Raw genomic sequence first — 14881 nt, 5'->3', positions numbered from 1 at the left:
TCGGAAATCGTGAAACTAGGAGGCAAAAATATGTTAGAGTTTGATACAAATTCTGAGAGCTTGGCGACGATTAAAGTCATTGGTGTCGGTGGTGGCGGAAATAACGCTGTTAACCGCATGATTGAACACGGTGTTCAAGGTGTTGAATTTATTGCTGTGAATACTGACGCTCAAGCGCTTAATTTAGCAAAATCAGAAATTAAATTACAAATTGGCACAAAGCTAACGCGTGGACTAGGAGCCGGAGCTGTTCCTGACATCGGGAAAAAAGCTGCGGAAGAAAGTCGCGAAATGATTGAAGAAGCATTAAAAGGCTCGGATATGGTTTTCGTCACTGCTGGAATGGGCGGCGGGACAGGAACAGGAGCAGCCCCTGTTATTGCACAAATTGCAAAAGAAATGGGCGCTCTTACTGTCGGTGTTGTGACTCGTCCGTTTGGCTTTGAAGGACCAAAACGTTCGAAGCAAGCTGTAGCTGGAACTGAAGCGATGAAAGAAGCGGTAGACACACTTATCGTTATCCCAAATGATCGCCTCTTGCAGATTGTAGATAAAAACACCCCAATGCTTGAAGCTTTCCGTGAAGCTGATAATGTTTTACGACAAGGCGTTCAAGGTATTTCGGATTTAATTGCTGTCCCAGGGCTAATCAATTTAGACTTCGCTGACGTAAAAACCATCATGACAAACCGCGGATCTGCCCTCATGGGAATTGGTATCGCGACAGGTGAAAATCGTGCCGCAGACGCCGCTAAAAAAGCAATTTCATCTCCACTTCTTGAAACATCAATTGATGGAGCAAAAGGTGTGCTAATGAATATCACAGGTGGCTCAAACTTAAGCTTGTATGAAGTTCAAGAAGCAGCTGAAATTGTATCAAGCGCATCTGATCCAGAAGTCAATATGATTTTTGGTTCAGTCATCAATGATGAATTAAAAGATGAACTTATTGTGACTGTAATTGCGACAGGATTTGATGAAGCGAAACAAGCGGAGATGAAAAACCGTCGTCCAGCTGCCGGGCAACAAATTCAAGTAAATCGTCCAAACTATGCAGCCAATGAAACACAAGAAGTGAAGCATGAGGAACCGCAAGTTGCGGAACCTAAACAAGCTGTGGAAACGAATAACGGCGATGTTGATGTGCCAGCCTTCATTCGCAATCGAAATCGCAGAAGCTAATTTCGTTTAAACCGCGGATAAAGTGGGAATCCACATAAAAAGGTGTAGGTAATCATGACGAAAAAAGACAATCTTAGTCACATTGAATCAAATATTGAAGCAGCCTGCCAAAAAGTTGGACGTACTAATGATGTCCATCTGGTGGCAGTCACGAAAACAATCGATGTGGCTGGAATACGAGAGCTATACGAGTTAGGTTTACGGAATTTTGGTGAAAACCGGGCGGACGTTTTTTTAGAAAAATTTGAGGCCTTACAGGATTTGCCCGATATTGTCTGGCATTTCATCGGTTCCTTGCAAACGCGAAAAGTGCGTGACATAGTGGATAAAGTGGACATCATTCATTCTGTAGACCGCCCTAGTTTAGCAAAAGAAATTGAAAAACGTACAACAAAATCATCACCTTGCTTCTTGCAAATTAATATTTCTGGTGAAGAAGCAAAACATGGCTTTACTAGGGAAGCAGCTGTTCGTTTCTTGAAAGAGACGGATTTTAAGAATATTGAAATTATTGGTTTAATGACTATGGCACCACTTACGGAAGATGTGAGTGAGTTACATCAAGTATTTCACGAATTAAAGCAGTTGCAACTAGACATTCAAAAGCTCGGTTTAAACCGTGTACCATGTAAGGAACTATCGATGGGAATGACGAATGACTACATGATTGCGATAGAAGAAGGTGCTACACATATTCGAGTAGGTAGAGCTTTGGTGAACGACTAATTACGGAGGTGCAAAAAATCATGGGACTTTCAAACAAATTTAAATCTTTTTTCTTTTTAGATGAAGATGGAGAAGAATACTACGAAGAACCAACATCAAAAAAAGTACAGGAGCCTGAACCAATGGTACAAAAAAAAGCAGCTAAGAATAAATTCCGAGCAGTGGAAGAATCTGAAAACAACAAGGTGGTAAGTATGCAAGGTGCGCAATTTTCTAGTCAAGTAGTGTTAGCTGAACCTCGTGTTTATGCAGAAGCACAAGAACTTTCGGATTACTTAAAAGAATATAAAACACTAGTTGTAAACTTACAACGAATTAGCCATGATCAGGCGATTCGGATTGTAGACTTTTTAAGTGGGACTGTATATGCTCTTGGCGGAGATATTCAGCGCATTGGAAATAATATTTTCTTATGTACACCTGAAAATGTGGACGTAGATGGATCTATTTCCGAAATGTTAGAAGAACAAGACTTCATGTAAGTAACTAGAGAGGTGGACTCTTTTTGGAACTGTTTTTATATCAAGTTGTGCAAGTAATCTTGTTTATCATTCGCTATTTGCCAACTTTAATGTTTGTTTACTTTTTGATGAGCTGGTTCCCAGGAGCGCGTGAATCTAAAATCGGACGTTTTCTAGGAAAAATCTTTGAACCAATCTTAGAACCGTTTAGAAGGATTATACCGCCAATTGGTATTTTTGACATCTCATCACTTGTTGCCTTTATTGCATTCCAATTTGCAATGTCGGTGTTAACAAATTTAATTTATAAATATGTATTACCATTGTTATTTTAAAGCTATGCTTAGGCATGGCTTTTTTTGTTCGTTATAAATCCATGGTATAATGAAATGTATATGCGTTTAAAAAAGAGGAGAGAGTACGAATGGAAGGGATTTATCAACATTTTCGCGGGGAAGAACATGCTTTTATTGACCAAATATTAGAAATTACGATGCAAGTAACAGATGAATATACGCCGAAACTAACCGACTTTTTAGATCCACGACAACGTTTTATCGTACAAACGATAGTGGGCAGTTATGAAAATATTGAAGTGAAGTTTTTCGGCGGAACGCCTGTTACAGAACGGAAAAGAGCACTCATCTATCCAGATTATTACACACCAACAATAGATGATTTTAACATCGCGCTTTTCCATATTCGCTACCCAGTAAAATTCACGACGCTTTCGCATCAAAAGATTTTAGGAACACTTATGTCACTCGGAATAAAAAGGGAGATTTTTGGTGACATAGTCAATTTAGAAGAGGAATGGCAATTTTTTGTAGATTCAGAAATGGAAAATTATGTTTCAAGTCAACTTGATAAAATCGGGAAAGTCAATATTACGCTTGAAAAGCTACCGCTTGATGCGGCGTTACAAATTGAACCAGTCTGGGAAGAAACAATGATTACAGTTCCAAGTCTTCGTTTAGATAGTGTGGTAGCTAATGCCCTACATTTATCACGGCAAAAAGCGAAACAAATGATTCAAGCAGGACTTGTTAAAGTGAATTGGAAAGTTGTTGAGAATCCAGATTTTGATTGTGAGGAAGCAGACATCTTATCCGTCCGCGGATACGGTCGAATTAAACTTTTGTATATACATGGACGAACAAGAAAAGATAAAATTCGCATGGATATCGGTTTTTTGAAATAAAAATTAAAGAGGTGTGCCAATGAAGAAAATGCTAGGTGAGGAACGTCGTAAATCGATTTCAAAATGGCTGATGGAAGCAGACGAGCCAATTTCTGGTGCAGAACTAGCCAAACGAACAAACGTCAGTCGCCAAGTGATTGTACAAGATATTTCTCTTCTTCGTGCAACAAATTCACCAGTTATCTCTACACCACAAGGCTATTTATACGTATCAGAGAGCAGTCGGCCAAGGCGAGTGATTGCTTGTCAACATACGAAACGAGAATCGGAAAAGGAACTTAACACGCTTGTTGATTATGGAGTATCCATTATTGATGTCATTGTGGAACACCCCATTTACGGAGAAATCGTTGCGTCGTTACATTTAAACAACCGTTTTGATGTTGAAAAATTTATTAGGCGTCTCGGAGCAACAAACGCAATGATGCTTTCAGGGCTAACTAATGGTATTCATTTGCATACAATTGAAGCAGATACAGACGAACAATTAGATGAAGCTATTGAAGCGTTAGGACGTTTAGGCATACTAGTTCAATAAATTTGACACAAAACTATGAAAACGAAGGTCTTTATGGTAAAATGTAATTTATATTAGGCTATTTTTACAGAAAAGCTATTTAAAAGAAAAAATTAAAAACTGTTTTTATAATTTGCATGGAGGTGTTAGCTATGCCATTATCACCACTGGACATACATAATAAAGAATTTACCCGTGGTTTTAGAGGTTACGATGAAGATGAAGTCAATGATTTTCTTGATCAAATCATCAAAGATTATGAGCAAGTAATTAAAGAAAAGAAACGTATGGAGGATTCGCTTAGCAACAACGAAGAGCGTTTAGGTCATTTTACAAACATTGAAGAAACCTTAAATAAGTCACTTATCGTTGCGCAAACAGCTGCCGAAGAAGTGAAACTATCTGCTGAAAAAGAAGCAAAATTAATCATTCGTGAAGCAGAGAAAAACGCAGACCGAATTTTAGCTGACTCTCTTTCAAAAGCACGTAAAATTGCGATTGAAATTGAAGATTTAAAACGCCAATCCAAAGTTTTCCGCGAAAGACTTCGCCTACTTGTAGAAGCACAAATGGATTTAATCCAAAGTGACGATTGGCAACAAATGATGGAATATGATGTTGACGCAACAGAATTAAAATCCATCAAAGAAGTACAAGATGCCGATTCAGAAGAAAATATTGACTAAATAGATGTTGAAAGAGACAAGTATATTTTTCTAACCCAATCCAAGCGATTCAGTGACGGTGTGAGACTGAAATTGGACGGAAAATAGAAATCACTCTGGAATCTCTAGTTCCGAATCCAGTAAGAACTAGCGCCGCCAAGCGTTATTGGAACGAGTGGGCAAGAAATTAAATTCCTGTCAACAAGGGTGGTAACGCGATAATCTCGTCCCTTTTTTGAGGGAGGAGATTTTTTGTTGGAACTCTTAACGCTTCAGCGTTTAGAGTTCCAATACAAGGCTGGGCGAAGCCCTGCGTTGATCCACAAAACTCTTAACGCATCAGCGTTTAGAGTTCCAATACAAGGCTGGGCAAAGCCCTGCGTTGATCCACAAAAAATATACAAATCTTAAAGGAGCCAAATAAAAATGGAATACAAAGACACATTATTAATGCCAAAAACAGCTTTCCCGATGCGAGGAAATTTACCAAATAAGGAGCCAGAATGGCAAGCAAAATGGGAGAGTGAAAATCTTTACCATAAAATTCAAGAAAAAAATGCTGGACGTCCGACTTATATTTTGCATGATGGACCGCCGTATGCGAACGGGGAACTTCACATGGGACACGCCATGAATAAAACGATTAAGGACTTCATTGTGCGGTACAAATCTATGGCTGGATTCCGCTCACCGTACGTACCTGGTTGGGATACACATGGTTTGCCGATTGAGCAAGCTTTAACCAAAAAAGGGGTTAAACGTAAAGAAATGACGGTTGCAGAGTTCCGTAAACTTTGTGAAGAGTACGCGTATAAGCAAGTTGATATTCAGCGCACAGGCTTTAAACGCCTTGGGATTAGCGGTGATTTTGATAATCCATACATTACGCTAAAACCGGAATATGAAGCAGAGCAAATTAAAGTTTTTGGCGATATGGCGAAAAAAGGTTATATTTACAAAGGTAAAAAACCGGTCTACTGGTCGCCTTCAAGCGAATCCGCACTAGCAGAAGCAGAAATCGAATATCAGGATAAAACATCTGCCTCCATTTATGTGGCTTTTGATGTTAAAGATGGAAAAGGTGTCTTAGATAATGACACAAAAATTATCATTTGGACAACAACACCGTGGACGATTCCGGCTAATATGGCGATTACGGTAAACCCAGATTTAGACTACGCGGTTGTGAACACTGGCGGGCAAAAATATGTGGTTGCAGCAGCACTTGTAGATTCCTTAAAAGAGCAACTTGATTGGACGGATGTAACCATTGAAAAAACAATTCGCGGCGTTGAACTTGACCGCGTTGTGGCGAAACATCCATTCTATGACCGCGATTCGCTTGTTATTAACGGCGAGCACGCGACAGCAGACGCTGGTACTGGGGCAGTTCATACCGCGCCTGGGCACGGGGAAGATGACTTTATTGTGGGGCAAAAATATGAGCTTGAGGTGTTAGCTCCACTTGATTCGCGCGGGGTATTTACAGATGAGGCACCCGGATTTGAAGGGCTGTTTTATGATGATGCCAACAAATTGGTGACGGAAAAATTAAAAGAAGTGGGCGCGCTTCTTAAAATGGAATTCATTACGCATAGTTATCCGCATGATTGGCGTACGAAAAAGCCGGTTATATTCCGAGCAACTCCGCAATGGTTTGCTTCGATTAATAAATTCCGCGGTGAACTTTTAGATGCCGTTCAAGATGTAACGTGGACGCCTTCGTGGGGTGAAACGCGCCTGTACAATATGGTTCGTGACCGCGGCGATTGGGTTATTTCGCGTCAGCGCGCATGGGGGGTTCCGCTTCCAATTTTCTATGGTGAAAACGGGGAACCCATCATCACGGATGAAACGATTAAGCACGTCTCCGATTTATTCCGAGAGCATGGTTCGAATGTTTGGTTTGAACGCGAAGCGAAGGATTTATTGCCTGAAGGTTTTACGCATCCATCAAGTCCAAACGGCGAATTTACAAAAGAAACGGATATTATGGACGTTTGGTTTGATTCTGGTTCAAGTCATCAAGCTGTTTTAGCGAGTCGACCAGAACTTTCGCGTCCGGCTGACCTCTACATGGAAGGTTCCGACCAGTATCGTGGTTGGTTTAACTCTTCCTTAACTACGGCGGTTGCTATGACGGGTGCTGCGCCTTATCGCAATGTACTTAGCCATGGTTTTGCGCTTGACGGCGAAGGTCGGAAAATGAGTAAGTCGCTTGGAAATACGATTTTACCGGGTAAAGTCATTAATCAGCTTGGTGCGGATATTGTTCGCCTTTGGGTGGCGTCCGTTGACTATCAAGCAGATGTGCGGATTAGTGATGACATCTTAAAACAAGTGTCGGAAGTTTATCGTAAGATCCGTAATACGATGCGTTTCTTACTTGGAAACGTGAGCGATTTTAACCCTGAAACTGATAAAGTAGCTTTTCAGGATCTTCGTGAAGTGGACCAATTTATGCTTGTGAAACTGAATGAGCTTACGCAAAATGTCCGTAATGGCTATGAAAAGTTCGAATTCTCGACGATTTATCATCAAATCAATAACTTCTGTACGGTTATGCTAAGCCAGTTCTACATGGATTTCGCGAAAGATGTCGTATACATCGAAGCGGCAAATAGCTCGGATCGTCGTGCAATGCAAACAGTCTTTTACGAAGCCGCTTCTTCTCTGGCTAAACTACTGGCGCCAATTTTACCACATACATCAGATGAAGTGTGGTACCATTTAAACGGGGAACAATCGTCTAGCATTCACTTAGAAGATCTTCCAGAAGTTCAAAATTACGCAGATACTGCTGATTTAGTAACAAAATGGGATGCATTCCTCCGTGTGCGTGATGACGTCCAAAAAGCACTTGAAGAAGCGCGAAATGAGAAACTAATTGGGAAGTCCATGCTAGCGAAAGTAACGCTTTACGTTGATGCAGAAGGTGAACAACTATTTAACTCCTTACAAGGTGACTTTGCGCAGCTCTTTATTGTATCGGATTTCGAACTGGTCGTTGGTTTAGAAAAAGCGAATGAACAAGCCGTAAAAGGTGAACATGTTGCCGTAGAAATCACAGTAGCAGAAGGCGAAACATGTGAACGTTGCCGCGTTGTGAAAAAAGATGTTGGCGTAGATGCGCTTCATCCAACGCTTTGCGGACGTTGTGCGACAATTGTAACGGAAAACTATTAAAGGAGTAGAGGAGGGCGTTACTAGCGACCTCCCTTTTCCTTAATAAAAAAGTGAGAGGAGTTTTGACGCAATGAAAATAGAGTTTATTAAAGTTCATGGCTCACAAAACGACTTTTTTATCATCGATGAACGTTTAAATGACATCGAAAATTGGTCTGATGAAAGACGAACTAATTTGGCGCTTTTAATTTGTGCGCGCGATAATGCACTACGTGGTGCTGACGGAATTTTATTTGTGAGTACTGGGCGTGCGGGTACAATTGGGAAAATGCGTGTTTTTAACGCGGATGGCTCGGAAGCTTCGATGTGTGGGAATGGTCTTCGGACGGTCGCGCGTTATTTGCTTGAGAAGGCAAACTTAAACGAGGCGAAAGTTGAAACGATGAAAGCGGATCTTTTGGTTCAGAAAAATGAATCGCTCGGCTATGACATTCCAACCTATCAAGTCGAAATTTCACCCGTTTTGTTTGACTTAGGAAGCCTCCCTTTTAACTACGAGAAAAAAGAACTTTTGAATGAAAAAATCCCTGAATTTGATGACGAACTGACTTTTTCTGCGGTGGCGGTGCCGAATCCGCACTTGATTACGTTTACTAGTCAGGCCGTTTTGGAATCGAGTAAGCAGGAGGAGCTCTCGCATTATTTGAACGGGGAAAATCCCTATTTTCCGGACGGTGTCAATGTTAGTTTTGTTCGTAAGCTTACGCCGGAAAAGATTTTTGTGCGCACGTATGAGCGAGGAGTAGGCTTCACTAATGCATGTGGAACGGCGATGTCGGCCTCTAGTCTGATTAAAAAACTCATCGACCATGATAAACTGGATGAGGTGCTTGACGTTTATAATGATGGTGGACGTGTTCGTGTGAAGGCGGATGAAAAATCCATCCAACTTATCGGAAATGCGACATTTACGGCTTTTGGGACTTTTGAGTTGAGTGATAATGGTTTTGAAGTTACCGCTTTTTCTGAAACGGGTGAGCAGGAAAATTATCTAAAGATGGTTCGTGAAGTGGAACAATTTTTAAATGATACAAAATAAGGAGAGAATTTATGAATACAAATCGAAAGAAAGCTTTGCCACTTTTTGTCATAGGAGGATTTGCTCTTTTACTATTTTTGATTGAACTTATGAGTGTGGCATCGGAACAAAGATGGGTTGCGAAATTTGATTTAATGTGGATTGAACGTATTAGGGAAGGAAACATTAAACCGAGCACGACAAACATGGTTGAATTCCTGACCCATTTTGGTTCTGCTGAATACATCATAGTGATGACGATTATCGTCGTGATTGTCTTATTTATTTTGAGAAAATTTGTAGTTGGACTATGGTTCGGTGGAACAGTTTTACTTTGCGGAGTCGTTTTGAATTTACTGTTCAAAAACTTAGTTGAACGCACTCGCCCAGATTCAGTAAATTGGTTGATTTCTGAAACTGGCTATAGTTACCCAAGTGGGCATGTGACGGCAACAAGCGTGTTTTATGGATTAGCAGCACTATTTTTGATTTTCACGGTGCGTCAAATGTGGCTGAAAATTGTTGTAGGTGTAGTAGGACTATTTATCATTTGCTATGTGATGTATTCTCGTGTTTACTTAGGCGTTCATTTCCCGACAGACGTATTGGGAGGTTTCTTATTCGGAATGGCATCGATTTTCCTTTCGACAGGTGTTTATTTCTTAGTTCGCAAGCCACTTCATGATATGTTAAAAAAATGGCGTCTTAACGATAAAAGTGTTGTAGAATAAGCAAACAAATTGAAGTGAAGTTTTTCAGAAAAGATGCTGAAAGCTTCACTTTTTTTATTAAGTTTTATAAAAGGGTTGGAATTTTCAATCATGTAAACGCCTTACTTTTTACTTGCATTTTAGAGTAGAACGATGTAATATAAATATATTGATAAGAAAATAAGCAAGTTGTATCATGAAGTAATGATGAGAACTATTCACATGTTATAAAGGGTATTCGCCTTGTCATTTGAATACTTTTTATAATATGTGAATTTTTTTTAAAAAAGCACTCGGTTGTTTGTTGTTTAGCTCGAACCAGTTTGTTTTTTTTGAGAAAGGCCATATTAGTAAATTTTTGGAGGTTTGTGAAATATGCAAACAGGTAAAGTAAAATGGTTCAACAGTGAAAAAGGTTTTGGATTTATCGAAGTTGAAGGCGGAGACGATGTATTCGTACACTTCAGCGCTATCCAAGGCGACGGATTCAAAACTTTAGACGAAGGTCAAGAAGTTGAATTTGAAGTTGTTGAAGGCCAACGTGGCCCACAAGCTGAAAACGTAACTAAATTATAATTTTCAGTTTGACCAAGCCAAAAATCTAGCAAATAAAAATATTTGCTAGATTTTTTTATTCCGTTGTATTTCAGTGAAAACTAGGTTAAGATACAGATATCACGTATCGAAGGAGTTTTGAATAATGGACATTGCGAAGATGATTGATCACACTGCTTTAAAACCTGAAACAAGCAAAGAGGCAATTTTAAAGCTAACAAGTGAAGCGAAAGAGTATCAATTTGCTTCTGTTTGCGTCAATCCAACATGGGTAAAATTAGCAAGCGAAGCACTTTCAGGAACGGATGTAGATGTTTGTACGGTTATTGGTTTTCCGCTCGGGGCAAACACTGCAGAAGTAAAAGCTTTTGAAACGAAAGATGCTATCCAAAACGGCGCGACGGAAGTAGATATGGTTATTAATATTGGCGAACTAAAAGACGGTAACGATGACGCAGTTCTTGCTGATATTAAAGCCGTTGTAGATGCAGCGAATGGGACACTCGTTAAAGTGATTATTGAAACATGTTTATTAACTGACGATGAAAAAGTGCGTGCATGTGAGCTAGCTGTAAAAGCGGGAGCTGATTTCGTAAAAACTTCAACAGGCTTTTCAACAGGCGGTGCGACTGCAGCTGATATTACTTTAATGCGCAAAACAGTTGGACCGAATATTGGGGTAAAAGCATCTGGTGGCATACGCACAAAAGAAGATGTTCTTGCGATGATTGAAGCAGGTGCGACACGAATTGGCGCTAGTGCGGGAGTTGCTATTGTTTCTGGCGGCACGAGTACATCAGATTATTAGGATAACTTGAGGAAGCATGCGGGCATGCTTCTTTTTTATAAAATAAAATAGTATGCGTTTACATTGCTAGCGTTGCAACGATTGTCGCTTTAGTGTATGATGAAGAGGAGCGTTGAAGGAAGCGGGGGAACGGCATGAGTGTAACGATTCGGGAGATTGCGGAGAAAACGGGTGTTTCGATTACGGCCATTTCGCAAATCTTAAACGGAAAAGGGGACAGGTTTAGCGAGGTAACTAAAAATCGCGTGTTAAAAGCAGCAAAAGATATGGCGTATAAACCGAATTTTTTTGCTAAAAATATGGTCACGAATCATACGAATACAATTGGCATGGTTGTACCAGAAGTGACGGATGCTTTTTTTTCGCAAATGGTCAAAGGGGCAGAAGACTATTTAAATCAACATGATTACATGATTATGCTTTGCAACTCTTCCAATGATAAAGAGCGCGAAGATAGATATGTGGAGGAACTACTACACCGCGCTGTAGATGGACTTATTATTGCCAGCCCAAATATTTTAGCTTCCAAAGTATTCGAACGTATGCGTGAAAAAAAGAAACCGTATATTTTACTCGATCGACAACGAAATGAACAAAAAGAAGGACGAATTGCTGTTGATGACTATGAGGGCGGTTATATGGCGACCAAACATTTACTTGAACTTGGTCACGAAAAAATCGGGATTATTATTTCGGACAACTCATTTTACAACGTATTTGAGCGTTATGAAGGCTATTTGGCATGTATGAAAGATGCGGGCATAACCGTACCAGAAGACTGGATTGCTAGCGGGGATCAGACGATGGACGGCGGATTTAAAGCTGGGGATAAGTTGCTTGCAGGCGGTGTAACAGGCGTGTTCGCAACGAATGATTTAATGGCTGTCGGACTTTATCGCTTTCTTTTTGATAAGGGGATTAAAATTCCAGAGGATTTATCGGTCATTGGCTTTGATGATATCGAACTTTCGGAATTCATGACGCCGCCACTTACAACCATTCGCCAGCCTATCTATGAAATTGGCGCGATTGCAGCCGAATTTCTCTTGCAAAAAATTGCTTGCCCAGAAGAAAAAATGAAAAATCGTTTACTCGATTTAAAGTTGATTGAGCGAGGCAGCACAAAAAAGATTTGACAGAACTTGGTAGCCTCAAGTATAGTGAAAACATCTGATAGTTTTAGTCAAAAGTAAAACGGTTTACTAAAAATGTAACCGATACCAAATAAGGAGTGGTTAGCGTGAGAATGGTGGATATTATTTCCAAGAAAAGGGACGGGCACGAACTTACGACGGCTGAAATTAATTTTTTTATTGAGGGATATACGAAAGGAAAAATTCCTGATTATCAAGTGAGTGCACTACTCATGGCGATTTATTTTGAAGATATGACAGATAACGAGCGCGCGGATATGACGATGGCGATGGTGAATTCAGGTGAAACAATTGATTTGTCGGCCATTCACGGAATAAAAGTAGATAAACACTCCACAGGTGGTGTAGGGGATACGACAACACTCGTTTTAGCTCCGCTTGTTGCGGCTTTAGGTGTTCCGGTTGCGAAAATGTCTGGGCGAGGTTTAGGGCACACAGGGGGCACGATTGACAAATTAGAAGCGGTGGAAGGATTTCATGTCGAGATTACGAAAGATGACTTCATTGAGCTTGTGAACCGCGATAAGGTGGCTGTCATTGGACAGTCTGGCAACTTAACACCCGCCGATAAAAAACTGTACGCTCTTCGTGATGTAACGGGTACGGTGGATTCTATTCCGCTTATTGCGAGTTCAATTATGAGTAAAAAAATTGCCGCAGGTGCGGACGCGATTTGTTTGGATGTGAAAACTGGCGCGGGTGCGTTTATGAAAACCGATGAAGATGCTGAAAACTTGGCGCGGGCGATGGTGCGCATTGGGAACAGTGTTGGTCGCAATACGATGGCCGTTATTTCTGATATGTCGCAACCGCTAGGCTACGCAATTGGGAATGCGCTTGAAGTGAAGGAAGCGATTGATACGCTAAAAGGGGAAGGTCCAGCTGATTTGACGGAACTTGTTTTAGTGCTAGGCAGTCAAATGGTAGTGTTAGCGAAGCAGGCAGAAAGTTTAGAAGAGGCGCGCGAAAAATTGCTTGCTGTTATGAAAAATGGACAGGCGCTTCAGAAATTTAAACAGTTTTTAGAAAACCAAGGTGGCGATGCAAGCATTGTAGATTCGCCAGAAAAATTGCCACAAGCTACATATAAAATTGAAGTACCTGCTAAAAAAAGTGGTTTTGTGAGCGAAATTGTAGCAGACGAAATTGGTGTGGCCGCAATGATTCTAGGTGCCGGGCGTGCAACGAAAGAAGATGAAATTGATCTAGCGGTTGGACTGATGTTACGCAAAAAAGTTGGCGATGCCGTTCAAGCAGGCGACTCTCTCGTAACCATTTTCAGCAATAAGGAAGATGTGGCGGGTGTCACAGAGAAAATTTATGAGAATATCCGCATTTCTAGTCAGGCGGAAGCGCCGAAACTGGTGCATAAAATTATCACGGAATAATGAAAAGCGTTTGGGGCACCCCCAAACGCTTTTTTTTTAAACCAAAAGAGTATATAAAGTTTGATTGTCATTAATCGGAATGAAACTTGGGTCAAAGATTTCCATTCGCTCGAGCAGCGCGGGATAGTCTTCTTTATAACTTAGTAGCACGCCAATGATAACAGGCCCGTTGCCACGATTGACTTTTTTCGTGTATTCAAATTTAGTAATGTCATCATGCGGTCCGAGCACCTCACCAACAAATTCCTTTAGCGCACCAGGGCGTTGCGGGAAATTTACGATAAAGTAATGCTTTAAACCTTGGAACAGAAGGGAGCGCTCCTCGATTTCCTGCATGCGATTGATGTCATTATTACCACCGCTCACCACGCAGACGACCGTTTTCCCTTTAATTTCTTCTTTATAGTGTTCAAGCGCCGCAACAGACAGGGCTCCAGCTGGTTCCGCCACAATCGCTTGCTTTGTGTACATCTCAAGAATCGTCTGGCAAACTTCGCCTTCTGGGACTGAAATACAACCATCTATAAACTTCTCGGCATGTTTAAAGGTGAGTTCACCGACTTGCTTCACAGCCGCCCCGTCTACAAACTTGTCGATTTGGGGGAGATTGACCGTTTTGCCGGCTTCAAGGGCAGCAGCCATCGAAGGTGCACCGCTTGGCTCAACGCCAATTATTTTCGTATGTGGGCTAGCTTCTTTCATGAAACTCGAAATGCCACTAATTAAGCCGCCACCGCCAATTGCTGCGAAAACGTAATCGGCTTTTGCCCCAGCCGCTTCGAGGTCATAAAAGGCTTCAACAGCAAGCGTGCCTTGGCCTGCAATGATATCAAGATCATCAAACGGCGCGATGAAAGTAGTTTCATGCTCCTTTGAATAAGCTTTGGCAGATTCAGCAGATGCGTCGAATGTGTCGCCTGTTAAAATGACGTCGACAAACTCACCACCGAAAAATTTTACTTGCGAGACCTTCTGATTTGGCGTAGTTGTGGGCATGAAAATGGCTGCTTTTACCCCCAATTTTTGACATGTATAAGCAACGCCTTGTGCGTGATTGCCAGCGCTTGCGCATGTGACGCCTTTTGCGCGTTCGGCTTCGCCTAAGCGGTGAATGGCATAGTAGGCACCGCGGAGTTTAAAGGAGCGGACCCATTGCAAATCTTCGCGTTTAAGGAAAACTTGGCAGTCGTATTTGTGCGAGAGATACGGATCTAGTTCGAGCGGAGTCCGTTTTACGATGGATTTTAACACCTCATATGCTTTTAAAACATCGGATTTTGATACGAGTACATCAGCCAGTTCCATTTTTT

At 41.1% G+C, this 14881-nt stretch carries 15 protein-coding genes and 1 other annotated feature; of the genes, 14 read left to right on the top strand and 1 reads right to left on the bottom strand.

Features of this window, described 5'->3' with window-relative positions; translation table 11 throughout:
• Nucleotides 1–30 precede the first annotated feature (30 nt).
• From ftsZ to CFT42_RS10690, 14 genes are all read left to right on the top strand, one after another.
• A complete protein-coding gene (ftsZ, locus tag CFT42_RS10755) occupies nt 31–1182 on the top strand; it encodes a cell division protein FtsZ (protein ID WP_088809577.1) in 1152 nt (383 codons plus the stop codon).
• Between the two features lie 54 nt (nt 1183–1236).
• Nucleotides 1237–1908 carry a YggS family pyridoxal phosphate-dependent enzyme gene (locus CFT42_RS10750; protein WP_088809578.1) on the top strand — a complete coding sequence of 224 codons (672 nt, stop codon included), beginning with the start codon at nt 1237–1239 and terminating at the stop codon, nt 1906–1908.
• Nucleotides 1909–1928: 20 nt separating this feature from the next.
• On the top strand, nt 1929–2390 hold the full coding sequence (locus CFT42_RS10745; protein ID WP_088809579.1) for a cell division protein SepF: 462 nt from the start codon (nt 1929–1931) through the stop codon (nt 2388–2390).
• A 23-nt stretch (nt 2391–2413) separates the two neighbouring features.
• Nucleotides 2414–2704, top strand: coding sequence for a YggT family protein (locus CFT42_RS10740; protein WP_088809580.1), 291 nt, complete (start codon nt 2414–2416; stop codon nt 2702–2704).
• Nucleotides 2705–2793: 89 nt separating this feature from the next.
• On the top strand, nt 2794–3570 hold the full coding sequence (locus tag CFT42_RS10735) for a YlmH family RNA-binding protein (RefSeq protein WP_088816124.1): 777 nt from the start codon (nt 2794–2796) through the stop codon (nt 3568–3570).
• Nucleotides 3571–3589: 19 nt separating this feature from the next.
• Complete coding sequence (locus CFT42_RS10730) at nt 3590–4108, top strand: transcription repressor NadR (RefSeq protein ID WP_088809582.1); 519 nt, start codon at nt 3590–3592, stop codon at nt 4106–4108.
• Nucleotides 4109–4239: 131 nt separating this feature from the next.
• A complete protein-coding gene (locus tag CFT42_RS10725; RefSeq protein ID WP_088809583.1) occupies nt 4240–4773 on the top strand; it encodes a DivIVA domain-containing protein in 534 nt (177 codons plus the stop codon).
• Nucleotides 4772–4987: a binding site (T-box leader), on the top strand. It overlaps the preceding gene by 2 nt.
• Before the next feature lie 191 nt (nt 4988–5178).
• Nucleotides 5179–7938 carry an isoleucine--tRNA ligase gene (gene ileS, locus CFT42_RS10720; RefSeq protein WP_088816123.1) on the top strand — a complete coding sequence of 920 codons (2760 nt, stop codon included), beginning with the start codon at nt 5179–5181 and terminating at the stop codon, nt 7936–7938.
• A gap of 70 nt (nt 7939–8008) precedes the next feature.
• Nucleotides 8009–8977: a diaminopimelate epimerase gene (dapF, locus tag CFT42_RS10715; protein ID WP_088816122.1), complete on the top strand. Its 969-nt coding sequence runs from the start codon at nt 8009–8011 to the stop codon at nt 8975–8977.
• Nucleotides 8978–8988: 11 nt separating this feature from the next.
• Nucleotides 8989–9687: a phosphatase PAP2 family protein gene (locus CFT42_RS10710; protein ID WP_088816121.1), complete on the top strand. Its 699-nt coding sequence runs from the start codon at nt 8989–8991 to the stop codon at nt 9685–9687.
• 354 nt (nt 9688–10041) lie between these two features.
• On the top strand, nt 10042–10242 hold the full coding sequence (gene cspD, locus CFT42_RS10705) for a cold-shock protein CspD (RefSeq protein WP_007472424.1): 201 nt from the start codon (nt 10042–10044) through the stop codon (nt 10240–10242).
• A gap of 124 nt (nt 10243–10366) precedes the next feature.
• Nucleotides 10367–11029 carry a deoxyribose-phosphate aldolase gene (gene deoC / locus CFT42_RS10700; protein WP_088809588.1) on the top strand — a complete coding sequence of 221 codons (663 nt, stop codon included), beginning with the start codon at nt 10367–10369 and terminating at the stop codon, nt 11027–11029.
• Nucleotides 11030–11163: 134 nt separating this feature from the next.
• Nucleotides 11164–12165: a LacI family DNA-binding transcriptional regulator gene (locus tag CFT42_RS10695; RefSeq protein ID WP_088809589.1), complete on the top strand. Its 1002-nt coding sequence runs from the start codon at nt 11164–11166 to the stop codon at nt 12163–12165.
• A gap of 104 nt (nt 12166–12269) precedes the next feature.
• A complete protein-coding gene (locus tag CFT42_RS10690) occupies nt 12270–13571 on the top strand; it encodes a pyrimidine-nucleoside phosphorylase (RefSeq protein WP_088816120.1) in 1302 nt (433 codons plus the stop codon).
• A gap of 36 nt (nt 13572–13607) precedes the next feature.
• Here CFT42_RS10690 and ilvA read toward each other — a convergent pair whose 3' ends face one another.
• A complete protein-coding gene (gene ilvA / locus CFT42_RS10685) occupies nt 13608–14876 on the bottom strand; it encodes a threonine ammonia-lyase IlvA (RefSeq protein WP_088816119.1) in 1269 nt (422 codons plus the stop codon).
• Between the last annotated feature and the right edge of the window lie 5 nt (nt 14877–14881).

The organism is Listeria goaensis (assembly GCF_900186125.1).
In the GTDB taxonomy this organism is placed as follows: Bacteria; Bacillota; Bacilli; order Lactobacillales; family Listeriaceae; genus Listeria; species Listeria goaensis.
Note: the sequence above shows the minus strand (reverse complement) of the source record. Positions and strands in the feature narration are given on the sequence as shown.